At 42.1% G+C, this 23,470-nt stretch carries 23 protein-coding genes; 9 read left to right on the forward strand and 14 right to left on the reverse strand.

Translation table 11 applies throughout. The features are described 5' to 3' along the window. Positions 1 to 36: 36 nt before the first annotated feature. The gene (locus tag RMZ43_RS26065; RefSeq protein ID WP_322648276.1) at positions 37 to 225 is read right to left on the reverse strand and encodes a hypothetical protein; all 189 of its coding nucleotides are present in this window, start codon (positions 223 to 225) and stop codon (positions 37 to 39) included. Positions 226 to 375: 150 nt separating this feature from the next. Continuing rightward, entirely contained in the window at positions 376 to 1,725 is a 1,350-nt protein-coding gene (locus RMZ43_RS26070; protein WP_322652591.1) for a P-loop NTPase fold protein, read from the reverse strand. A 291-nt stretch (positions 1,726 to 2,016) separates the two neighbouring features. Between RMZ43_RS26070 and RMZ43_RS26075 the strand changes: the two genes are divergently transcribed. Both RMZ43_RS26075 and RMZ43_RS26080 read left to right on the forward strand, forming a co-directional pair. Continuing rightward, the gene (locus RMZ43_RS26075) at positions 2,017 to 3,324 is read left to right on the forward strand and encodes a mannosyltransferase family protein (RefSeq protein WP_322652590.1); all 1,308 of its coding nucleotides are present in this window, start codon (positions 2,017 to 2,019) and stop codon (positions 3,322 to 3,324) included. Between the two features lie 30 nt (positions 3,325 to 3,354). After that, a complete protein-coding gene (locus RMZ43_RS26080; RefSeq protein WP_322652589.1) occupies positions 3,355 to 5,286 on the forward strand; it encodes a DMT family transporter in 1,932 nt (643 codons plus the stop codon). A gap of 165 nt (positions 5,287 to 5,451) precedes the next feature. Here the strand turns inward: RMZ43_RS26080 and RMZ43_RS26085 are convergent, their stop codons facing one another. From RMZ43_RS26085 to RMZ43_RS26095, 3 genes are all read right to left on the reverse strand, one after another. Further along, a complete protein-coding gene (locus RMZ43_RS26085) occupies positions 5,452 to 6,990 on the reverse strand; it encodes an ArnT family glycosyltransferase (protein ID WP_322652615.1) in 1,539 nt (512 codons plus the stop codon). A gap of 153 nt (positions 6,991 to 7,143) precedes the next feature. Next, on the reverse strand, positions 7,144 to 7,413 hold the full coding sequence (locus RMZ43_RS26090) for a hypothetical protein (RefSeq protein WP_322648272.1): 270 nt from the start codon (positions 7,411 to 7,413) through the stop codon (positions 7,144 to 7,146). Continuing rightward, positions 7,361 to 7,495, reverse strand: a complete 135-nt coding sequence (locus tag RMZ43_RS26095) for a DUF6972 family protein (RefSeq protein ID WP_416212068.1) — start codon at positions 7,493 to 7,495, stop codon at positions 7,361 to 7,363. The genes RMZ43_RS26090 and RMZ43_RS26095 overlap by 53 nt, the downstream gene beginning before the upstream one ends. On the opposite strand from RMZ43_RS26095, the gene RMZ43_RS26100 reads away from it, so the two are divergent. Both RMZ43_RS26100 and RMZ43_RS26105 read left to right on the forward strand, forming a co-directional pair. After that, on the forward strand, positions 7,476 to 8,012 hold the full coding sequence (locus tag RMZ43_RS26100; RefSeq protein WP_322648271.1) for an NUDIX hydrolase: 537 nt from the start codon (positions 7,476 to 7,478) through the stop codon (positions 8,010 to 8,012). The genes RMZ43_RS26095 and RMZ43_RS26100 overlap by 20 nt on opposite strands. 42 nt (positions 8,013 to 8,054) lie before the next feature. After that, positions 8,055 to 8,549, forward strand: coding sequence for a hypothetical protein (locus tag RMZ43_RS26105; protein WP_322652588.1), 495 nt, complete (start codon positions 8,055 to 8,057; stop codon positions 8,547 to 8,549). Between the two features lie 73 nt (positions 8,550 to 8,622). Here the strand turns inward: RMZ43_RS26105 and RMZ43_RS26110 are convergent, their stop codons facing one another. The 3 genes from RMZ43_RS26110 to rimI form a co-directional block, all read right to left on the reverse strand. Next, a complete protein-coding gene (locus RMZ43_RS26110; RefSeq protein WP_322652587.1) occupies positions 8,623 to 9,984 on the reverse strand; it encodes a GUN4 domain-containing protein in 1,362 nt (453 codons plus the stop codon). A 332-nt stretch (positions 9,985 to 10,316) separates the two neighbouring features. Then, the gene (locus tag RMZ43_RS26115; protein ID WP_322648268.1) at positions 10,317 to 12,785 is read right to left on the reverse strand and encodes an ATP-dependent Clp protease ATP-binding subunit; all 2,469 of its coding nucleotides are present in this window, start codon (positions 12,783 to 12,785) and stop codon (positions 10,317 to 10,319) included. A 568-nt stretch (positions 12,786 to 13,353) separates the two neighbouring features. After that, positions 13,354 to 13,905: a ribosomal protein S18-alanine N-acetyltransferase gene (gene rimI, locus RMZ43_RS26120; protein WP_322648267.1), complete on the reverse strand. Its 552-nt coding sequence runs from the start codon at positions 13,903 to 13,905 to the stop codon at positions 13,354 to 13,356. 93 nt (positions 13,906 to 13,998) lie between these two features. On the opposite strand from rimI, the gene lysA reads away from it, so the two are divergent. The 3 genes from lysA (at position 13,999) to RMZ43_RS26135 (ending at position 17,457) form a co-directional block, all read left to right on the forward strand. After that, positions 13,999 to 15,402: a diaminopimelate decarboxylase gene (gene lysA, locus RMZ43_RS26125; protein ID WP_322648266.1), complete on the forward strand. Its 1,404-nt coding sequence runs from the start codon at positions 13,999 to 14,001 to the stop codon at positions 15,400 to 15,402. 385 nt (positions 15,403 to 15,787) lie between these two features. Then, complete coding sequence (gene cdaA / locus RMZ43_RS26130; protein WP_322648265.1) at positions 15,788 to 16,711, forward strand: diadenylate cyclase CdaA; 924 nt, start codon at positions 15,788 to 15,790, stop codon at positions 16,709 to 16,711. Beyond that, a complete protein-coding gene (locus RMZ43_RS26135) occupies positions 16,708 to 17,457 on the forward strand; it encodes an isoprenyl transferase (RefSeq protein WP_322648264.1) in 750 nt (249 codons plus the stop codon). The genes cdaA and RMZ43_RS26135 overlap by 4 nt, the downstream gene beginning before the upstream one ends. A 1-nt stretch (position 17,458) precedes the next feature. Here the strand turns inward: RMZ43_RS26135 and RMZ43_RS26140 are convergent, their stop codons facing one another. The 4 genes from RMZ43_RS26140 to RMZ43_RS26155 form a co-directional block, all read right to left on the reverse strand. Next, positions 17,459 to 17,767 (reverse strand): type II toxin-antitoxin system RelE/ParE family toxin, encoded by a 309-nt coding sequence (locus RMZ43_RS26140; RefSeq protein WP_322648263.1) that lies wholly within the window; start codon positions 17,765 to 17,767, stop codon positions 17,459 to 17,461. After that, a complete protein-coding gene (locus RMZ43_RS26145; protein WP_322652586.1) occupies positions 17,764 to 18,036 on the reverse strand; it encodes a ribbon-helix-helix domain-containing protein in 273 nt (90 codons plus the stop codon). Before RMZ43_RS26145 ends, RMZ43_RS26140 begins: the two co-directional genes overlap by 4 nt. A gap of 111 nt (positions 18,037 to 18,147) precedes the next feature. Next, positions 18,148 to 18,420 (reverse strand): DUF3143 domain-containing protein, encoded by a 273-nt coding sequence (locus RMZ43_RS26150; RefSeq protein WP_322648261.1) that lies wholly within the window; start codon positions 18,418 to 18,420, stop codon positions 18,148 to 18,150. 38 nt (positions 18,421 to 18,458) lie between these two features. After that, positions 18,459 to 18,980, reverse strand: a complete 522-nt coding sequence (locus RMZ43_RS26155; protein WP_322648286.1) for a J domain-containing protein — start codon at positions 18,978 to 18,980, stop codon at positions 18,459 to 18,461. A 147-nt stretch (positions 18,981 to 19,127) separates the two neighbouring features. On the opposite strand from RMZ43_RS26155, the gene RMZ43_RS26160 reads away from it, so the two are divergent. Both RMZ43_RS26160 and RMZ43_RS26165 read left to right on the forward strand, forming a co-directional pair. Further along, positions 19,128 to 19,487: a type II toxin-antitoxin system Phd/YefM family antitoxin gene (locus RMZ43_RS26160; protein ID WP_322648260.1), complete on the forward strand. Its 360-nt coding sequence runs from the start codon at positions 19,128 to 19,130 to the stop codon at positions 19,485 to 19,487. Between the two features lie 44 nt (positions 19,488 to 19,531). Further along, a complete protein-coding gene (locus tag RMZ43_RS26165; RefSeq protein ID WP_428850930.1) occupies positions 19,532 to 19,783 on the forward strand; it encodes a type II toxin-antitoxin system RelE/ParE family toxin in 252 nt (83 codons plus the stop codon). A gap of 153 nt (positions 19,784 to 19,936) precedes the next feature. Here the strand turns inward: RMZ43_RS26165 and RMZ43_RS26170 are convergent, their stop codons facing one another. Both RMZ43_RS26170 and dnaK read right to left on the reverse strand, forming a co-directional pair. Then, complete coding sequence (locus tag RMZ43_RS26170) at positions 19,937 to 20,932, reverse strand: J domain-containing protein (protein ID WP_322648259.1); 996 nt, start codon at positions 20,930 to 20,932, stop codon at positions 19,937 to 19,939. A 142-nt stretch (positions 20,933 to 21,074) separates the two neighbouring features. Then, a complete protein-coding gene (gene dnaK, locus RMZ43_RS26175; RefSeq protein ID WP_322652585.1) occupies positions 21,075 to 23,156 on the reverse strand; it encodes a molecular chaperone DnaK in 2,082 nt (693 codons plus the stop codon). Between the last annotated feature and the right edge of the window lie 314 nt (positions 23,157 to 23,470).

Here is a 23,470-nt window from a genome sequence, read left to right on the forward strand (position 1 = left end):
AGTGTAGGAGGCAAAGGAAGAATTAAAGATTACAAGTTAAACTTCCTGGCGTTTTAACTCCTGTATCAATACTTGAGTACGTTTGCTAGCTTCTCTTGCTTGCTGTCTAAAATACTTGGCTTGCTGACGGTCACTTAAACACACTTCAGATGCTTTTCTACTAAATTGAACAGCTTGTTTACTGAGTTCTTGAATACGAGTCTTTAACTCTGGGATTGTTTTCATATTTCCTCCTGTTCTGAAATTACGAATCTGGGTTTTACCCCACCCTAACCCTCCCCTTATAAAGGGGAGGGAAAGAGATTTCCTGTTTCCCCCCTTTATAAGGGGGGATTAAGGGGGGTAATTCAACTTGTCTATACACTACCTGATTCCTCACTGCAACTCTCTGGCCTCAGCCAAAATCGGATTCACATCAAACCAAGTCTCGCCACTATCCCGATATTCAAACACAAACCGACTACGAATCAGTTTTTGATATCCGTGGTCATCACTCACCTTTTTCCTTTCCTTGACATGACGTAACAATTGCCACTCATCTTCAGAAATTGGCAACATGATTTCATTCCGCCGAGAACGAATAACTTGCTCTAAGGTTTCACGGGTTAAGGGAAGACTCATCTCTTCCATAATCCAGGTGTTTAGCAGCCTCAGCACATCCCGCACATGACCACCGCTCATTTTACACAAGCGTTCTAGGCTAGCAGCATTATCAAAAATTTCGGTAACTTTATTTAAACGCTCCTCTGGTGTTATATCAGGAAAAGCTCTAGCTAATACCATCTGCTGCATGAGTGCCATTCCCTGTGTATGAACACTGCCATCAGTCTTTTGTACAGGTACCATTGGCAACACTTTGGGGTCTTCTGGGAAACGCTGAGTTAGCATTCCGTAATCATTGGAAAACTTCAAAGACAAGGGCATGGTGTAGATGAGATGACAATTCAGCTTCGTCAAAAACTCACCTTGATCGACAAATAAATATTCCTGTTGTGGACGACCCCAAGGTTTGACACGATTATCTATGCGGTCAAGATTATCGACAATTACCACCAGACCATTTTTACCCTGCTGTTTGAGTTTAGCGATCGCAGGTTCTAATAATTCTTGATTAATCGCTTCTAGCAGTTTAGTTTTTTGCGGTGCTAAATACTGATTGAGTTTTTCTCGCAGGGTTGGGTCATTTTTCATTTTGCTAGTGATTTCACCAATCCCCACAGACAGAGAAAGCTTTTCTTTTTCTGCGGATAAACCGACATCACCAAGCACCGGAACCTTTACTTTTGCCGCCGTCACCTCGGAGTTTAAGACCTTCCAAGCACCTTGCAGCAACTCATTAAACTTGTTAGGTGACTCCAGAGTAATTTTATCCAGACTTTGACTCACCCGCCGAGCGATCGCTAGCAGCACATCAGCAATATCGACATCGGTCATTTCCAAATCGTCACTGGACTCAAAATAGACCACATGGAAGCCTAATTTTTCCAGTTCTGCTTGTAACCGTAATAGTTCTGTCGATTTCCCACAACCAATATGCCCAGTAAATAACGTGCAAGTGGGTTCATTGGGCTTAAAAAAAGTAATTTTCTGTTTCAGCTTGCCAAGAATATCACCACCTCGTACTGAGGAAAAATCTATGTAATATTTGCTATCAGAGCTATGGTTGACAAACAGAGTTCTGCTGGGATCGCTAGCCTGATAAAATTCTCGTAAATCTATGGGCATAATGCTGGTAGTGCAATTATCTGGTATTGTCTTAACATATCCTTGTTGAAAAGGATAAAATTATTTACATTTTTGCATCTAGATTAGAGAACCGATTTGACATCTCAAAAGTTGCAGCAAGCCTCTTAAGCATCAACCGAATAAAACAAAGATTTCAATTAATTAGTAATCTGTCTAGTTGGTGAATGATGTTGCTAGAAGATGTAATATGCAAAATGTTATTCATAAATTGCTATTTTGCAGGTATATGTAAAAGGATGCGTAAAGGAGTTTGTTGAAGTATTCAGGATTATGGTTAAAGTTCAGATAGTTAGAAAAAAAGTTTTATGGAAAAATGATTTCCTATTTCCAGCAGCAATATGGCTTGCCAGCCGAATCTTCATTTGGACTGCTATGTTGCTGATTGCACCAAAACTACCGTTACCAACAGAAGAATTTTTGCCCCATTTTGGCTGGGGGGTTGTTGATGCATGGGATAGTATGCATTACCGAGCGATCGCTACTTCTGGATATGAATTTGTCAATGATGGCAAGCAACACAATCTGGCCTTTTTTCCCCTGTTTCCCTTAAGCATTTGGGTTTTGATGAAACTGGGCTTGCCGTTTGAATTAGCAGGTACGTTAGTCAACAACTTGGCATTTTTCGCAGCCCTTTACTGTTTGTACTTTTGGATTAAAGAGAATCATGGCATCAATGCAGCGCAATGGACGACTGCTGTAGTTTCTTTGTATCCATCTTCCATGTTTACGGGGGTGATTTACACAGAAGGGCTGTATTTGTTTTTGAGTACGGCGGCTTTGCGGTCGTTTGATCAAAAGCAGTATGGCTGGACTGCCCTTTGGGGCGCGATGGCGACAGCAACACGTCCTACAGGTATGGCATTAATTCCAGCATTTGCGATCGCAGCGTGGAAAGAACGCCGACCACTCATTGCCTATATAGCTGGTTTTAGTACCGCTATTGGCATACTTCTATTCAGTTTGTATTGTGCGATTTATTTTGGCAATCCTTTAGCTTTTATCGAAGCACAACGGGGATGGCGGCCAACTTTGGGGTTTGATTGGCAGGGTTGGTTAAATATGTTCATGCAAATTGTAGTCGGCACAAATAATTGGCAATTTGGTTGGGTTCAAAACCCCTCTGGCGGCATTCCAGACCCCTGGTATCTGTTGTTGTTTGGTGCGATCGTTGGCAGTGGCTATCTTTTATGGCGTTTCCGTCAACGTTTTAGTTCTGTAAAATTATTTTATGGCTTTTATGCTTTACTCTTATTTTTGTTGATTCTGGCAAGTGAAGAGTGGATCAATAACTTGCTCAACTTGTTCATGGTCTTGGGTGGTGGCTATGTGTTATGGCGCTTACACACGCAACTGACCGCAGTTACAGTTATTTATGGTTTTTGCGGTATTGGTTTGCTGTTAGCTTCTGGAGGTACTATCTCTTTGAGCCGCCTTGCCTATGGTATAGTGCCTCTGAATATAGCCATTGGTGTGCTGCTATCTCGCCATCCTCGTCAGGGATATTTAATATTGGGGGCTTTTGTGACAATACTAGCCAAAATAGCTGTAGGATTTGCCCAAGAGCGCTGGGTTGGTTAGAGGGTTTGATCCATATATTTAAATTTCCTAATGAATGTATCCAATCAAACGAAGATAGCGATCGCTTCATTATTTGTAGGTGTAGGTGCCATTTCTTTTGGCTCTATTTTTATGAAATTGAGCGAAATTGAACTCAGCCCCAGTGCCACTGTATTTAATCGCTTTTGGCTTGCTAGTGTGGTCTTTTTGCTTTGGCAGGGATACAAGGCAATACGGCAGCGATTTTCTTTAGAAAAACCTGGAGAACAGCAAACCTACACCAGTCAGGATCTTTGCCTATTGCTAGGCGCTGGTATTTTTTGGGCTGCCACTTTAGGCTTTTTGGCTTGGTCGCTGACTCAAACTAGCGTTGCGATTTCTAGTGTGTTGCATAACCTCGCTCCTATATTTACTAGCTTAGGGGTGTGGCTGTTATTTCGTCAGGGTTTTGAGAGGCGATTCCTAATTGGAATGGTTATTGCGCTTGGGGGAGCGATCGCTATTGAATTTGAGGAACTGCAAATCGCCATAAATGAAGTTCACGGGGGTTTTGCTGCGATCGTTTCTGCGGTTTTCTTAAGTGGATACCTGCTAATTGTAGAAAAATTACGAACTAAATTTTCTCCCGCGATAATCCAGTTGTGGATCAGTGCGATCGCGGCTTTAGTCATTTTACCCATACTTTTGTTCACTCAAGATCAGGTTTTCCCCTCTACAATCAATGGGTGGCTTTGGGTGATTTCTCTAGCCGTAGTCTGCCAAGTTTTAGGTCATGGGCTTTTGACCTATAGCCTTGCCAAGTTTTCTTCTGTGGTTGTCTCCTTGGTGCATCTGTTAGAGCCAGTATTTAGTGGCATTTTCGCTCTGGTAATATTTTCGGAAAAATTAACTTTCTCAAATTGGGTAGGTTTTGCTGTAGTTTTAATAGGTTTATACTTAGCCATATCTAGCCAAGCTACTCTTAATTTGTCGTTTCAGGAATCAGTCAAAACTATAGTTAACACTTTCGTTAAAAGTATGACGCTCAAACTGTCATTACTAAAGCAACAATTCTCTGAAACACCAGCTTTATTAGGAGCTATCTCATTATTTGTTGCCCTAATTCCCATATCTTTGGCACCATCTCTAGCAAAATTGTGCCAACAAGAAATTGGTGCAAATGCTGTAGGATTTCATCGCAGTTGGATGGCCGCAGTCGTCTTTGGTCTGTGGAATGGGCTTGAGGTTTTGCGTCGCAAACAATCTGATTGTCAACCTATAGAACAGAAGCCTTTTACAAAACAGGACGTGTGGCTGTTATTAGCAATGGGAACTGCTGCAACTACCTCCCTATTGTTGTGGGCTTGGTCGCTGAGTCAAACTAGTGTTGCTAACGTGGCTTTACTTTCTAATTTGAACCCTTTATTTGTTGCTGCGGCTGGGTATCTGTTATTAGGTCGGCGCTTCGATAACAGATTTGTTATTGGTTTGGTGATAGCGTTGGGGGGAGCGATCGCCTTTGAACTTCATAAGATGCAATTTGCAACTGACCAAATACTTGGTGATGCGCTAGCATTTTTAACCGCCGTTTTTATTGCCACCTATTTGCTGCTAATAGAACAACTGCAAACCCGATTTACTACCGCAACCATAATGCTCTGGCGCTGCGGTGTGACTACAATGTTTATGTTACCTATCCTCCCATTTATCGAGGAGAGATTGTTTCCCTATTCTTGGATGGGTTGGTTTTTCATCATTTTTCAAGCTCTCTTTTGCCAAGTGTTGGGTCAGGGGCTTATAACTTATAGCCTCAGCAGACTCTCATCAGGCATTGTCGCAGTTACCCTTCTCCTCAATCCAGTCCTGTCTTCCATTTTTGCTTGGTTTATTTTTTCAGAACAGGTAGGTTTGTTTGATTGGGCAACTTTCGCTGTAGTTTTATTGGGTATTTATCTAGCCCAATCTAGTCAATCCACAGTTCAAATAACAAACGAAGGCTCATAGCTTTATAACAGCTAATACAAGTTCATTTATCTATTTGCAAATTCGATTTGCCCGCGATATTTGGATAGCTTAGATTGATTAATATCATTCCATTCATTGGTGGTTTAGCAATAATAAGATCCCTAACTTATTTAATAAGTTGGGTATCTATGGCTTTTGGGATAATTAATTTTTGATAAGCAGTGTAAATCCATTAGCTGCTCCTATAATTTTACTACCTGTTAAATTTATTTGCTGTAAAGCATCATTGTCTAATAGCAAATAAGATTTATTAGATAACATTTTTTGTAAAACTGGCACAGTTGCAGCAGTTACCTTGCAATCGCTGTAAAAGTCTAAACTAGGACGATCATAAGCAAAAGAAGTATAAATTTGTGTTCCGGGTGAAACATTTGCCCGAATTAATTCCGCTACTGGTTTAACAGGAAAAGCTTCATTCAATTCCCAAATCCATGATTGCGAACTCATCAACAGTGCTAAAACTAAGTATATCCCAGAAAATAATACTGGAATAAAGTTGCGATCGCGCTGTTTAACTAGCCATGCTGCGATGCCCATACTTATTGCTAAAACAATACTCATGACTATTAAAATAGGTTCTTTTTCAATAAAAAAGTAAACACAACCTCCTAAACCAGCAATAGAAATAATAGCTAGAAATATTGTCATTCGTCCCTTAAAATGACCATCCTGCCAAATATCGCTAAGTTTAGCACCAATTGCCAAAGCTAAAAATGGATATATAGGCATAACATACCAAGGGAGCTTAGTTCTCATTAAAGAGATAGTTCCTAAGTAAACGATTGTACCAATAATAATTAGGCGACTCCAGGTAGTATGACGTTTTTTGCAAGCTAGATAAAAACCTCCCGGCAAAAATAATAGCCAAGGAAAACTATACTTAATTATCTCAATTAAATAGTACCAGATAGGCCCACTATGACCTTCAACAGATTGTGTAAGGCGATTAAAGGTTTGTGCTTGAAAATTCACTTGGAAGAAGTTTTCGCCATAATGTTGCCATTGAGCAACAAACCAAGCGATCACAGGCGCATTTCCTAAAAACATTCCCACTAATAAATAGGGGCTTTTTAACAAAGCAAATTGCCGATCTGCAATGAGAAATAAACAAGCGATCGCTCCTAGCGGCAAAACCATCATCCCTTTAGTTAGAGTTATTAACCCTAGACAAAATCCCACACCGAGAGCATACCAACGATTCTGACGTGCTTTTAGCAAACAAAACAACAACAGCAAAAAAAAGGTAATAGTTGCACCATCTAGCATTGCTAGCCTTCCGTGACGCACCACAGGCAACATTGTCAAGTAAACTAAAGCGGCAAACAAAGCTGGTAAACTTTCGTTAAAAAGCAAACATCCCACCGAGTAAAGCAAAGGTACACCCAAAGCAGTTAACACTGCACCCGGTAGACGTGTTGTCCACTCATTCACGCCTCCGATAGAGTAAGTCCAAGCAATTAGTAAGTGCATCAGTGGTGGCTTATTATGATAAGGTTCACCTCCCAAGGTGGGGTAAAGCCAACGCATTGAACCAAATGGGGCACGCCAAATTTCACGGGCTACCTGTGCTACAGTGCCTTCATCCCAATCTCGTAAAGGGGAGTTTCCCAAACATATCAGCCATAGAACTAGAGATATTATCAGTAGGCTAAATAACCATTCTTTTTCTCGGAATAGACGCATATCTAAAATCGGGATAATAATCTCAAAGACTGTAAGGCGATATTTTACCCCAGATTCTGCAATGGAAGTTTGGTTACTTTGATTTGAGTAGTTCAACCTTGCGATCGCTCAAAATGCCAGCGTCAATCATGCGGTGATATTCTTTCTAGTAACTTAGACTAATTCCGTAGCGAAAAGCCTTCCTTCAATTGGTTCATACTCATCTTCTAGTAACCATAACTTGGCTGCATTATAGTCATTACTAGAAAATACAATTTTATAACCCTGCGCCGGATCATAAACTTGACAGTTATCTTCACTGTTGCAAAGCAATAAAAGAATATATGGAGGAGATAACATTGGATCTATCCATACTTCTGTAAATTCCCAGTTATTCTTCACTCGGTCTTGTGCGGGGGATGACGTGGTATTGGTCGTCTGCATTGATTTTTATCTCCCCATAGTAAAGTAGACATTTGAATAAATGAAGTACCGGAATATAGCCAATGAATACTGATAGAGTCATCTTTAGCACCCAGTGGATTGCTGTTAGGGAATCTTCTAAAGGATTTCAATATTTGGAACGAAATGGTAAGGATTCAGTTGCGGTATTTCTTTTGAGAAAGAGCGGCGAAAATCCGGGACAGTATGATGTTCTAATTCGACACCAGCATCTCTGTATTGATAATCAAGAGGTAAATGGAAGACTAAAGCTTTTTCCCTGCCCGATTACAGGTGCATTGGATGAAGGGGAATCACCAGAAGCCGCTGCCATTCGAGAGGTCTATGAAGAGACAGGATATAGGGTTCAGGTTTTACCTTTAGGGAAGTATATCGTTGGTACTCAGGTGAATGAAGTCTGTTATTTGTATTATATAGATGTTACAGGTATAGTGCCGGATAAGGCTCAAGAGGATGGAACTTATTTGGAGTCCATTGGTAGAAACGAATGGCATCCCTTTAATTATCTAGAAATGTGTGAGTACTCGGCTTGTCAGATTGGATTCTTTAAGCTGCGAAAGATACTTTTTCAAGAGAGTTAGTTTTATTCTACAATCGAGTGGCTCTCGTTATAGTGCAGTACTATGCCAAGCAACGATCTGGAAAGGGTTAAAGAAGATCGAGACTTTTTGATTAAACAAAGTGAAATGCTGCAATCTATAATTAAACGCATGGCAGACAATTCGCTTGAAGCTAAAAAGTTTGGATTAACGGTTTGGGCTGCGATCGTTGGATTTGGTTTTCAAAATAGAAACCCTATTTTATTTATCCTGGCATTCATCTCTTTTACTTTATTCGGTTTACTGGATATCTATTATTTGTACATGGAGAGAGAATTTCGGAAGAACTTCAATCGCTTAGTTCGGATCATTGGAGGTTATGCATCTAACGAAGATTATCAATGGGTAGAGCAAATGAAGATTAAACAAAGAAACTTTTTTATACCTGATTCTTCACCTGATTTTTTCAGGCAAATTTTCAGCAAGGATAGTGTCCTAAAATCCTGGGCAAACCTTCCTTATTTGATTACTTTTCTGATTACGATGGTGCTTATGTATGTACCTTTGCCATCGAAATAGGAATGCAAAAGGTAGCATTCTATTAGATGTATTGTTTTTATCTTTGAGAAACAATTATAGAAATTATCTCCAATTAAAGAACAACATCTTTGCAGCACTGCTGAATTCTGTTTATGTATGCTTGTCGGGTTTCGTGATTTCCTCCGTCCCATAGGACTAATGCTGGAAGGTGTCCTTTTGGGCGATGGGGTTGATTATATTTAAAATTATCTGTATACACGAATAGACGATCTTCTTTATATCCCCAATCCAATGCAACAAAGAAATCAAGAAGTTCCCTATTAACTTGTTGCCAGATATCTATTTGTGCGCTGTAACCAAAGTGACCTTTACTGTAATCTGTCCAAAGTTTATCAATTTTACGTATATCTTTACATGGAATTCTCTGAAAATCAGTTAAATTAAAATAATTTTGTTGAACATTTGCTACTTTCAACAATAGATTTTTAGTAGTTTCATCTGCTTCTATCCACTCTCCTTTTTTAAGCAAATACTCTAATTGAGCATAGAGTAATAGTTCTTCAGCGTCCTTATCACTGAATCCCAAATTATTCTGAAGTTCTTTCAACTCAGAAAGAATGTCATCGCTCAAAAAGCCTTCTGTTTCTAAATTGTCCTTCAGAAGATTCTCATATTCTTGTAGGTTTTGTTTGTATTCTTCGTGCCGTTGGCTACGTAATTGAAGAACAGCATTTTCAATCGCTTTAGCCTTCTCGGTATCTAGCCCTATTCTCTGCCTTATTTTTGCTAAGTTAATCTTATTAATATTAGAAATCTCATTATAGGGTTCAGAGAGTGGAACCTTGTTAACATAGCCTTCAACCTTTTCACGGTATTCAATCTCAGGAGTCGGTTGCTCTAAAGATTTTACTGGCGGTTTATGAGGAGAAAATAACACTGGTTCAGAAGGGAGTGGTGGAGACACATCTTTTTTAATTTCTGGTTGTATAAGGCTGTTTTGTTTTTTAAGACGATACCAAAGTTCTCTAAAGCTTTTCTCGTCAGTAAGGATATATGTATCTCTGGAATTTAGTTCCGAAGAAACATAACCCAAGTCAGATCGAGAAAATACAACTGGGATAAATTTAGTGTCTCTTAACTGAGCTTTGTAAATGTCGTTTCTGATAATTGTTCCTTCCCACGAAACCCCTAAACCTATTCCAGTTTCCTCGTTACCCTCAAATCGTCGCTGATATGTCTCAGTAAAGATCATAAGCACAAACTTAGCCCACTTAATTCGCTCTGACATCCAAACATCCCATCCTTGAACAGGAGTATAAGGAGGCTTTGCTCGAACATAACTATCTATTTCTGCGTTAATCCCCCATTCTGAGCGTAACGTATTTGCTAGTCCTAACACATTGTTTTTGTGGTCTTCTGAGTCCCAGCTATAGCTAATGAAAACTTTTGTTTCTGTTTGTATTTGTTCTGTCATGTTTGTCTCTCAAGCATAGATAAGCTGTTGCGTATTTAATTTGTACATTGAAAGCGGGCAAGATGCCCGCACTACAATAATTTTGCGTTTTCGTGTTATACATTTACGAGGATAACTTGATGCTCTAACCATTAACTAACTTTAGTAGAGCGACCGAAAACTTTGGCGTTAGCGAAGCTCACCGTTCGCGCAGCGTCTTGCAGAGAAGGTATCGCCTGTCCTACACTTTACAACATTAACTCCAGATATTTTCACACAAAAAACGGTAGAGTATTTATTGCTCTACCGTTTTCTAATTTTTTATTTGAGATTTAAATCCCAAACCCTAAATCTTACTCAACACCTTGGGGTAACAATTCCCGACGCTGTTGAGAACTAACTTGGACAACGCCATTTTCATCTACATCAACAAGGGCTGTATCGCCATCTTTGATACGACCAGACAGAATTTCTTCTGCTAGGCTATCTTCTAACAGGCGCATAATTGCCCGACGTAATGGCCTTGCGCCGTAGCTGGGACTGTAACCTTCTTGAATCAACCGATCCTTGAAGCGATCGCTGACTTCTAAGGTGATACCCTTTTCAGTTAGACGACCAAATACTTCCTTGAGCATAATTTCGGCGATTTGGGTCACTTCAGGCTTGCTCAACTGACGGAAGACGATAATTTCATCGAGTCGGTTGAGGAACTCTGGACGGAAGTACTGTTTGAGTTCTTCGTTAACCAAAGAGCGAATCCGGTTGTAAGTTGACTCGCTGGCATCTTCGGAGAATTCAAAGCCGATACCGCTACCGCCTTTTTCAATTACCTTAGAACCAATATTGGAAGTTAAAATCAGCAAGGTATTCTTGAAGTCCACCGTGCGACCTTTGGCATCAGTTAACCGACCGTCTTCCAAAATTTGCAGCAGCATGTTGAAGACATCGGGGTGGGCTTTTTCGATTTCGTCGAACAACACCACGGTGTAAGGACGCCGCCGCACGGCTTCAGTTAGCTGACCACCTTCGTTATAGCCAACATAACCTGGAGGGGAACCAATCAGCTTGCTGACGGTGTGACGCTCCATGTATTCGGACATATCTAAGCGGATCATCGCTTCTTCAGAACCGAAGAAGTAAGCAGCTAAGGACTTCGCTAACTCGGTTTTACCTACACCAGTAGGCCCAGAGAAGACAAAGCTAGCTATGGGTCGATTGGGATTCTTCAAGCCGACACGAGCGCGACGGATTGCTCGTGAAACTGCTTTCACAGCTTCGTCTTGACCGATTAAACGCTGATGCAAGGTATCTTCCATGTGCAACAGCTTTTCAGATTCAGATTCGGTGAGTTTGTTCACCGGTACTCCAGTCCAAGAAGCGACAATGTGAGCAATGTCTTCTTCTGTAACTACAGGTTCTTCATGTTCTGTGCCAGTTGCATTGGTCTTGCTTTGAGCGATCGCCCGGATTTCGGCTTTGATTTCCATTTCGCGATCGCGCAATTCCCCAGCTTTATCGAAGTCTTGAGAGCGCACCGCGTCATCTTTTTCTTTTAATATCTGACGCAGTTCTTTGTCTAACTCTTTGGCTGCGGGTGGCAGTTGGGAGTTAATCAAGCGCACTCTAGAACCAGCTTCATCAACTAAGTCGATGGCTTTATCTGGGAGGTAGCGATCGCTAATGTAACGATCTGACAATTTCGCCGCCGCTACCAATGCTTCGTCGGAAATTTTCAGTTTATGGTGTTGCTCGTAGCGTTCGCGCAAACCATATAAAATTTCGATTGTTTCATCTACTGTAGGTTCGCCAACCATTACTGGCTGGAAACGTCGCTCTAGCGCTGCATCTCGCTCGATGTGCTTCCGGTATTCATCTAGGGTTGTAGCGCCGATGCACTGCAACTCACCTCTGGCCAAAGCTGGCTTGAGGATATTTGCTGCGTCTATAGCACCTTCTGCTGCACCTGCACCAATTAAGGTGTGTACCTCATCAATCACGAGAATGACATTACCCGCCGAGCGGATTTCATCCATGATTTTTTTCAAGCGTTCTTCAAATTCACCCCGGTACTTGGTTCCTGCTACGAGCAAACCAATATCCAAGGTGACGACGCGTTTATCTTCGAGGATGTCGGGGACATCTTTGGTGGCAATGCGTGAAGCTAAACCTTCAGCGATCGCAGTTTTACCAACCCCTGGTTCCCCAATCAGTACTGGGTTATTTTTAGTTCGGCGACCCAATATCTGAATCACCCGCTCAATTTCTTTAGCGCGTCCCACCACTGGATCGAGCTTATTATCTATTGCCATCTGAGTCAGGTTTGAGCCAAATTCATCCAGAGTCGGGGTTTTTGTGCGCCCGGATGAACCGCCTGGTGAAACTTCGGCAGTTTCTCCCAACATGCGGATGACTTGGGTTCTTACCTTAGATAGATCCACACCGAGGTTTTCTAGCACTCTGGCTGCGACGCCTTCCCCTTCGCGGATTAGGCCCAACAGCAGATGCTCGGTGCCAATGTAGTTGTGCCCCAGTTGGCGTGCTTCTTCTAGGGAGAGTTCTAAAACTCGCTTTGCCCGTGGCGTAAACGGAATTTCCACGGCAACAAAGCCTGATCCCCGTCCTATAATTTTTTCAACTTCAATTCGGGCATCTTTGAGATTGACGCCCATTGATTTCAGCACCTTGGCAGCCACTCCAGTGCCTTCGCCAATCAGACCCAGGAGGATCTGCTCGGTTCCGACAAAGTTGTGACCTAAACGGCGGGCCTCTTCTTGGGCCAGCATGATTACCTTAATGGCTTTTTCTGTGAAGCGCTCAAACATGGCTTTATCCCATCATCTGCGGTCGTGCCGGTATGCTGATTTTAGCACAGGCAAAGCTTTTGGATGCCTGTATAACAGATTATAGACATCTTGAAGCTATGACTTTAGTTGATGGGCTAATTGTTAACTATTGACTACTCTTATCTGGCTAGTGTACTGAGGAGCTATAGTTCACCAGCCTTTTTGGGATTTATTACAGACAGTTCACTGCTTACATTAAGGGTTTCTTGACTTAATCCCAAACATTTATATTTAACATATATATTTTTTAAGATCAAGTAAAAAATATTAATATATTATTCTCTTATATAACCTGCTTTTTGAATAAAATATTTAAATCAAAATAGGCGCTGCAAAGTTACATTTTTTTGCTGAAGCCGATCGCAAGCCCCAATAATTCAAAATTAATATAATAATGCCCAACTAAGTAGGTAGGCACAAATAAACTTAACTATATAACAAAATGTAAAAAATTCAAAATTATTGCGATTACTTTAGTTTGCTTCTCTACGAGACGCTGCACGAACGCTCCGTTTGCAATGACATAGTTATAAATTTTCTCGCCTACCTACTTAAAAAGCAAGTGCCAAGAAGATTTTTCAAGGCGATCGCTGACAATGGAATACCATTGGTCTAAAGTTGCTTTAAATTTGCGGTGTTGTAAATCTGGGAGCCAAAGGATTAAAGCATCCTCATCGTTATCTTGGTAGTAACGCCGCCGTCGTCCAGCTGTTTTGAAGCCAAATTTTTGATATAAAGATATTGCCGCCAAGTTGGAAGCTCGGACTTCGAGGGTAGCTCGCTCCATTTTGCGATCGCAAGCTGTCTTAATGAGTGAATATAATAAAGCCGCACCCAAACCTTGACGGTGATATTGAGGATGAACCGCCAAAATTGTAATGTGAGCTTCATCTAAAATTGACCAAAAGCAACCCATTCCTAGCAAACTTGTGCTGGAGGAGGTAGAAAATAAACCGAGTATATCGCTGTTGGGGCTATCCAATTCTCGTTTGTAGCCATCCATTGTCCAAAGTCCGCCAAAACAAGCTTGATCAAGTTCCAGAATGGCACTGAGATTTTCTAATGTCAGTAATTTAATTTCTAAGTCTAATGAAATCACATTTTATTGAATAACGTTACAAACCCTTTGTACACTGGGAATCGGGAGACGAACTCAAAGCCCGTAATTTGAACAAGGAAAACTTTTATAGTTATGGTATCGACTCACCCCACTGGGGTTCAACATTCTGGAAGTCAATATTTACCTCAAAGGCACGACACCAAGGCAAATCCATCGCCTAATCAAGAACTTTTACCCTTAACTGCCAGAGTCCATAATCATGACTCCCTGGAAATTGGTGGGTGTGATATCACAACCCTAGTTGAGCAGTTTGGTTCACCTTTATATATTTTAGATGAAGAAACCCTGCGCTCGGCTTGTCAGCAATACCGAGATACTTTCAAGCAATACTACAAGGGCGAATCTCAAGTATTGTACGCCTCAAAAGCTTGGAATTGTTTAGCAGTTTGTGCGATCGCAGCATCTGTTGGACTGGGTATCGATGTAGTTTCTGGAGGCGAACTTTACACCGCCTTGCAAGCGGGTGTTAGTCCCGGTAAAATTTATCTTCACGGAAATAATAAATCTCGTGAAGAATTAATTTTAGCGATCGAGTCTGGTGTTACCGTTGTGGCGGATAACTGGTATGAGTTGCATACCCTTGTGGAAATTGCCCAACCTGGTCAATCAATCCGCATCATGCTACGGCTTACTCCCGGTATCGAGTGTCACACGCACGAATATATTCGCACGGGACACTTAGATAGCAAATTCGGCTTTGATCCCAATGATTTAGATGAAGTTTTTACCTTTGTCAGTCAACAACCTGCCCTTAATTGTGTAGGAGTACACGCTCATATTGGTTCCCAAATTTTTGAGCGCCAACCGCATCAAGATTTGGCGGCTGTTATGGTGCAGTGGCTACGGGATGCCGGGAAGTATGGTTTAAATATCACAGAGTTAAATGTTGGTGGCGGCTTAGGGATTAAGTATACAGAATCAGACGATCCCCCTAGTATTGAAGAGTGGGTGAAGGCGATTTGTGAAGTAATCCAAGAAGCATGTGCAGCCGAAAATCTGCCTTTGCCGAAATTATTGAGTGAACCAGGGCGATCGCTAATTGCCACAGCTTGCGTCACTGCTTATACTATTGGTTCATCCAAAGTTATCCCAGAAATTCGTACCTATGTAGCGATCGATGGGGGAATGTCTGATAATCCCCGCCCGATTACATACCAATCAGTTTATCGAGCAGTAGTTGCCAATAAAATGTCTTCACCTTTAACCCAAACAGTCACAATTGCTGGTAAACATTGTGAATCAGGAGATATTCTGATTAAGAATGCACTACTTCCAAAGACTGAACCAGGAGATATTCTCGTAGTTATGGGAACTGGTGCGTACAATTACAGTATGGCATCTAACTACAACCGCTTGCCCCGACCGGCAGCAGTTGTCGTGGCGAATGGCGAAGCAAATTTAATTTTGCAACGTGAAACTTATCAAGACTTAATTCGACAAGATCGCCTACCAGAAAGGCTGAAAAATAGTCATTAGTCATTAGTCCTTGGTCATTGGTGAGCCAGCACGGTCTTCTCCCAAAGGGAGAGGCTAGCGCCAAGGGGGTTTCCCCCATGAGTGACTGGCGTTAGCAAAGCGGTAGCGTTAGCGAAGCGGTAGCGTTAGCGAAGCGGTAGCGAGTCATCGAGCGTCCGCAGGAGCGTCACCCGTAAGGGTCATTAGCTAGGAGCTAAACCCCGTCTATTTTGAAACTTAGGGTTTTTAAAGAGAGTATATTATTCCGTCGTGGCTTGAGTTTTGAGCTTTAGCCTCATTATAAAAAACTACGGTTTTCACAGTAGACGCGGTTTAATAACAAATGACAAATGACAAATGACAAATGACTAAATGTAATTAGAGGCAAAAGTGTAATCCAGATGTCATGAGAGATTGGTGGAAGCAATGGCTGATAAACCTAGGATGGTCACAGTCCTTGCTACTTGGGACTCTGGATATTGTGTTAGTGCTGGCGCTGACGTACATGATACTAGTTATTATTAGTGAGCGCCGAACACTGTGGATGGTGAGGGGATTCATTATCTTAATGCTAGCCTCCGCACTAAGTGGCCGACTAGGACTACCTCTGCTAAGTTTTGTATTGGAAAAGTTGGTAATTGGTTGTGCTGTAGCGATGGCAGTTGCTTTACAGTCAGAGTTTCGGCGTTTTTTAGAGCAATTAGGGCGTGGCGAATTCCGCCAGCTGTTTCAACCCGATCGGCTGGCAATCCCCAAATCTGATAGTGTAATTGATGAAATTGTTGAGGCTGTTAAAGAATTGTCAAAAAACCGTATTGGAGCTTTACTAATTGTGGAAACCACAGGGCCAATTGATGAGCGAGATTTTTCTGTGCCAGGAGTAAAGCTAAATGCGGAGGTTTCTAAAGAACTAATCCAGACAATTTTTCAGCCGAAGACTTTGTTACACGATGGGGCAACATTGATTCGCGGATCGCGGATCATCTCATCGGGTATAATTTTACCACTTTCGGGACGCACAGCCTCGCGCCAGTTGGGAACACGCCACCGGGCGGCAATGGGAATTACTGAGCGGGTCGAAAATTGCATTTGTGTCGTTGTGTCTGAAGAAACGGGTTCTATTTCCTTAGCAGAACGGGGAACCCTAAATAGGCCCCTAACGATTAGAAAACTGAAAGAGTCATTAGAAGCTCTTTTGTCCCCAATCGTGGATAGGGAAGCTGTAGCTCCTGGTCTGTTAAGTTTTGTTCGTCAGATAGGTAGTAAGACACTAGCACTGGTTTCACGTTTACTCAGATTACCATCGACCGCTTCTCGAGATAAAAAATGACAGCACAACAAACTAAACTGCAAGATTTGCCTACTGACTTAAAACGAGAACTATTGCCGCAGCACGTTGCGGTGATTATGGATGGCAATGGTCGATGGGCTAAACGTCAAGGTTTACCTCGGATTATGGGCCATAAGCGCGGAGTAGATGCTCTTAAGGATTTACTTCGCTGTTGTCAGGATTGGGGAATTCAGGCGCTGACGGCTTATGCTTTTTCAACAGAAAACTGGAAAAGGCCCCAGGAAGAGGTGGATTTTTTAATGACTCTGTTTCAAAGAGTTTTGCGCCAAGAACTGCGAGAAATGGTCGAAGAGAATGTGCAAATTAAGTTTGTAGGAAATTTGCAGGCTCTGCCCCGATCGCTTCAACAAGAAATATCCCGTTCAATGGAAGCAACCAAAGATAATGGTGGTATCCGGTTTTCAGTAGCAACTAATTATGGCGGACGACAGGAGATATTACAAGCTTGTCAGGCGATCGCCAAACAAGTCCAGCAAGGTCTGCTACAACCCGATGAAATTAATGAACAGGTCTTTGAGAGCCACTTGTACACAGCCGGAATTACTGATCCAGATTTGTTAATTCGCACCAGTGGAGAAATGCGCCTCTCAAATTTCCTTCTCTGGCAAATGGCTTATGGAGAAATTTACATTACCGATGCTCTCTGGCCCGATTTTGACCGGGCTGAGTTTCACCGCGCCTTATGTGCCTACCAACAACGCGAACGGCGATTTGGCAAAGTATAAATCAAGAATCAGAGCCGTGAAATAGGGCTTTGATATCTCGATAGCCACTGACGACACGAAAAATCTCCACATCTTTCTCTATGGGCATGTAGAGGATGAGGTAATTATCTATTGAGAGGCTACGGATACCAGGTAAAATTTCATTACGTAATCGTCCAAGACGAGGGAACTGAGCAATTTGGGTAAATTTCGCGTCCAGCTTACTTAAAAAACCTTCAGCCTGAGCCAAACCAGATTGTCTCGCAATATAATCTGCTATTTGCTCAATATCTTGAATTGCGGGTTTGGTAAGGCGAAATTGTGGTGTCATGCTTCGTCTAAAACACCATAGCGCGATTGCACATTGGCGCGAATTTGAGCCATTGCAACCGAGCCATCAACAACTTCGCCCCGCTCGGATGCTTCCCACCCAATACGCGCTTCTTGTTGCAAGTCTTGCAGCCGTCCTTGATAGATGTCTTCTTGCTGTTCCAGAAGTTTTACGCCCGCAAGAATAACTGCGATCGCGTTCTGATATTTACCGCTAGTGAGTTGACGTTGAACTAGCGCTTCTACTTCAGGTGGCAGAACGATTTGCATGGATTTTTGTCGGAGTAGGAGTAACTTTAATTGTAAGCGATCGCTTTTGTCAGCTATACCTTACAAAATTGGCAATCACATTTTTACGATGAATTGGACTTAGCACTTCATCTATGGCCCAGAAAACACCGCTTGTTCTACATCATCCCGACTGAGAGAATACTTAAATGAACGTTGGATATCTTGCCCATTTTCGCCAGATTGGACATATCGCACTACGATTTGCTCAACATCGAGCCATAGTTCAGCTTTCCAATTAGGGCGCTGTATATGCCAACAATGCCTCTGTGTGTCGTCTTGTTGACAGCCTTGGTCTTTTAGCCACTGTTCAATTTGTGGCAGGGGATGATTATATAAAGGGGTATCAGAGGGAAGAAGAGGCATAGGAATTTTGGATTTGAGATTTTGGATTAGGAAATTTTTTAGTTTTTAATTACTATAGGGGTAATTAGTTGCAATACATGGTTAATTTGCTGTTGTACAGATGGAGTTGGCTGTAGCAAAGGCGAATGGATCGCAGTCTCACCACGAGTTAAGCCAATGGCAATTGCTAGTATCAGACAACCTACAAATGTCAACACCAGCATAAATAAAGCAAAAATTTCGCCAGATGAGAGGGGGCGATCGCTAGGATCGAGGTAAGCTGATTTTGACCAGTCATGACGCGAGACGGGATGGTTCAAGTCAGGAGGTGGTTGAATCACCGCAAAGCGAGAATAGCCAATTTTGAAATCGTAGCTCAACCGCCGTTCTGGATGGCTAAGGGTCGCGTAGGCTTCGTTGATTTGCTGAAATTTGAGAGTGGCGATCGCAGTAGGCAAGTCTGTAGTATCAGGATGATAGCGTTTGCTCAGTTGCCGATAAGCGCGACGAATGTCGATTACCGATGCCGAGGGATGCAGTCCTAGCAGGGAGTAATAAGTTGGTTTACTGCTTTGTGGCATTGCCCCGTTTTGATTCACGGCTGTTTGAGTCACCTTGCTCAAAGATATTTTTTATATTCTAAATCCTTTGTGATTGGCGAAGCCGGAAGAAGACAGAGCAGGTAAAGTATTTGATAAAATATTTTATAAAGCATTGAATTAGATGCGATGGATATCAAAATTAATCTCGAAAATATTCAAACTCTCACCGATTTCAAACGCAATGCCAAGGATTACCTAGAGCGGATCAAGTCCACAAAGTCGCCACTTGTACTAACTGTAAATGGAAAAGCGGAGGTTGTGGTACATGAAGCGCAAGCGTTTCAGCAGATGATAGATAAACTCGCTCATCTTGAGGAAGAACTCGAAAAATTTAAGCTAGAAGCGTTACGCACTCAGATTGGCATTGGGATTAAGCAACTTGAGAGCGGTCAGTATACTGAATATAATGACGAGTCACTTTCGGCTTTTTTTGCAAATATTAAAGCACGAGGGCAGGAAAAATTGGCTGACAGCGATTCTCTATGAGTCGATTTCGGATTTCTACTCAAGCAGCGTAAGATATTGAAAATATCTGGAAATATGTAGCGCCAAATAATTTAAAAGTTCCTAATAGACTTTTTGATACTCTGCGAGAAAGCTTTCCAAAACTGGCTAAATTTCCCCAAATGGGCAGAGAACGATCTGAATTAGTACCTTTTTTGCGAAGTTTTCCGGTAAAAAATTATTTAATTTTTTATCGACCAATAGACGAAGGTATAGAAATTGTACGTATATTGCACGGCTCACAAGATATAGAAACTATTTTTCAAGATGAAGGTTGAGGTCAAAATAATTCGTAATTCATATTTAACTCCCTACAAATAAATCAGAGGGCTTAAAATATTGATTACATTTTTTCTCCATTGATAAATTAAGGAACTTATATCATTATTTACAAATTATTTTGGTCAATAGCTGGATATGCTATTTCATCTCTAACTCAGTAAATCAGCACGGGGTTTAAAGGTTTCAATTTGCCGTAACTTTTCGTACAGTTCTCGTTCTTCTTGACTAATATTTTTCGGGGTAACTATTTGAATTTCTACTAATTGATCGCCACGTTTACCGTCATCGCTGGGGTAGCCTTTATTCCCTAGCCGGAATTTTTGACCAGACCTAACTCCTTGAGGGATGGTCATTTTTACAGGGCCATCGAGAGTTGGTGCTTCTACCTGTCCTCCTAAAACTGCCTCTGTGGGAGTAACTGGTACTTGGCAGAGGATATTTAAACCATCTAGCTTAAATAATGGATGAGGAGTGACGGTAATTTTCAAGTATAAATCGCCACCACCAACCCCTTGGTTTCGCAAACGGATAGTTTGACCTGTTACCATACCTGGAGGCATAGTAACTTCTAGCGATCGCCCATCTTCCAAACGAATGCGTTCATTACCGCCTTGATAAGCTTTTTCTAGTGGGAGCGTTAATCTAGCTTCTATGTCTCGACGGGTAGTGCGAGGTGGGGTGCTAACTGTGTAGGCGACTTTTGTTCTGGGGGAACGAAACGGATCAGTATTATTGCCATTATTAGACTTACTTGCCGTATTTTTATTTTTGACGCCGATAACTTGATTAATAAAGCTTTCAAAATCAGAGAATTGGCTTGGATCTACGTCTTGATTGCCGTTGCGATCGCTAGCGCCACTCTGCCAGGTTTTAGCCTTTGGTGTCTGTTTGTTGCCTGCAAAGCCTTTTTGTTTCCAGTAGCGGCTAAACTGGTCGTACTGCGATCGCTTGGCTGAGTCCGAAAGAACTTCATAAGCCTCGCCAATATCCTTAAATTTTTCCTCAGATTCTTTGTTACCCGGATTGAGATCGGGGTGATATTGTCTTGCTAAACGCCGATAAACCTTTTTAATTTCCTCACCAGAGGCGTCTTTAGATACTCCCAAAATCTCGTAGTAATCGCGGAAATTAGACAAATTTTGCATAGTCAGTTGTTTAAATTTTAGATTTTGAATTTTGGATTAATTAGGAGTAGAGACGCTATTGATCGCGTCTGTACAGAAGTTAGGAGTTGAAAGATTTAATTTTTAACTCCTCACTCCTCACTTTTCGCTTTTATTAAAAGTATTACAACCAATCATTGTCTTCTTCGTCATCCCAGTTATCTTGGTAGCTAGGACGGGATTTGCGTGGCGGACGGCTTTGGCTTTCATAGGAGGAAGAACGATCTCGACTATAGTCTTTGCCATAGTCTTTACCGTAATCTCTGCCATAGTCCCTACTATATGAGTCGCGTTCCCGATATGTATCTCTGGGAAAGTCGCGTTCTTTATCTTTATCACCAGTAAAGATGTCACGGATTGTACCAAACAAGTCGTCATCTTCATCTTCAGCATAAGTTTCCCTGACTTCCCGATTTAGCTCATAGAGAGCATCTTGCAAATCGGCGTAGGCTTGGTCAATACCGCGATCGCTATTTTCCTTAAGACTCTCTTTTAAGTCTCGGCAAATATTATCAATTCTTTGGCGGCGGTTTCGGGCAAACTGCATACCAAATTCCAGTGCTACTTCTCTAAGCTGTCGTTCTGCTTGGAAAATCAACGCCTCTGAACGAGTCCGCTTTTCTACCCGTTCTTTACGTTCGCGATCGACATCGGCGTATTTCTGAGCATCCTGGATCATCCGATTCACTTCTGACTCGTTCAAGGTGGAAGCGCCTTGAATAGTGATACTCTGTTCTCGCCCAGTGGTTCTATCTAAGGCTGTTACCTGTAAAATACCGTTAGCATCAATATCAAATGACACTTGAATCTGGGGAATTCCTCGTGGCGCTGGTGGAATCCCGTACAGCTTGAAACGTCCTAAAGACTTATTGTTTGCTGCCATTTCCCGTTCGCCCTGGACTACGTGGATTTCCACAGTATTCTGGTTATTTTCGGACGTAGAAAAAATATCAGAACGACGAACTGGGATAGTGGTGTTGCGGGGAATGAGTTTTTTCATCACGCCGCCAATGGTTTCCAATCCCATAGAAAGGGGTGTAACATCCAAAAGCAGCACATCTTTAAGTTCGCCTGCAAGAATGCCTGCTTGAATTGCTGCACCCACTCCCACTACTTCATCAGGGTTAACGTTTTCGTTAGGTTCTATGCCAATTAAGTCCCGTACTAGCTGCTTCACCATTGGCATCCGTGTAGAACCCCCAACTAGCACCACTTCTTCAATGTCTCTGGATGAGAGTCCGGCATCCTTGAGGGCGCGTTTCACTGGTGTCCGCAATCGCCCCACCAAATCACCACACAAGCCTTCAAATTGAGAACGCGTTAGACGAGTTTCGAGATGTTTGGGGCCTTCCTGATCGGCAGCAATAAAAGGTAAGTTAATTTCGGTGACGCTGACAGCAGAAAGCTCAATTTTGGCTTTTTCCGCCGCTTCCATCAGACGTTGTAAAGATTGTCTCTCGCGTCTTAAATCTACCCCTTCGGCTTCCAGAAACTGTTCTGCTAACCAATCTACTATTACTTTGTCAAAGTCGTTACCACCAAGTTGCGTATCTCCACTGGTAGCTTTAACTTCAAATATCCCATCGCCTACTTCTAAAATCGATACGTCAAAAGTGCCGCCACCTAAGTCAAATACTAAAATAGTTTCCGTGTCACCCCGATCTAATCCATAAGCCAAAGATGCAGCAGTCGGTTCATTGAGAATCCGCAGCACCTCTAAACCGGCAATTCTGCCAGCATCGCGGGTTGCCTGCCGTTGAGAATCGTTAAAATAAGCGGGTACTGTAATTACTGCCCCTGTTACTGGTTCACCCAAATAGCGACTAGCATCGTCGGCCAATTTCTTCAGCACCATTGCCGAAATTTCTTCTGGGGCGAAATCCTTATTGAGCCGGGGACAGGCAATTTTAATATTGCCTACTTCGTCTTTGCGGATGGTGTAGGGTACACGCTTAGAATCTGGACTAAGTTCGCCATACTTGCGCCCAATGAAGCGTTTAACTGCGAAAAAAGTATTTTGTGGATTGAGGACGGTTTGTCGCCGTGCCATTTGCCCAACTACCCTTTCGCCTTCTTTGCTGAAGCCAACTACGGAGGGGGTTGTTCGCATTCCTTCTGCATTGGCAATCACCACCGGCTTGCCACCCTCCATAACGGCGACTACTGAGTTGGTTGTACCCAAGTCGATGCCGACTACCTTGCCCATGCGTTACTCTTCTCCTAAAGTGTCTTACTTATATATTTATTATGATTGGGCAGAACTACCTCTAGCTTTGTGCTATTGGATGAAAACACCTCAATGGTATAATAGTCATCATTAAGGCAATAAGCTAAGAAGTTCAGCTAGAGCAGATAGTTGCAAGACTAGGATAGCATTGACGATGATTGGTATGTCCAAGCAGCCTAAATTCTTGTTATCCTTTCTATGTACTGTATCTGCAAGTTTGTAAATGCACTCTTAATAATACTTGCTTTACTTGTTTGAGTGCCTGAAAACCTTAATATTGCCACTATTTTAAA

This window comes from Nostoc sp. CmiVER01 (assembly GCF_034531135.2).
Classification (GTDB): domain Bacteria; phylum Cyanobacteriota; class Cyanobacteriia; order Cyanobacteriales; family Nostocaceae; genus Nostoc.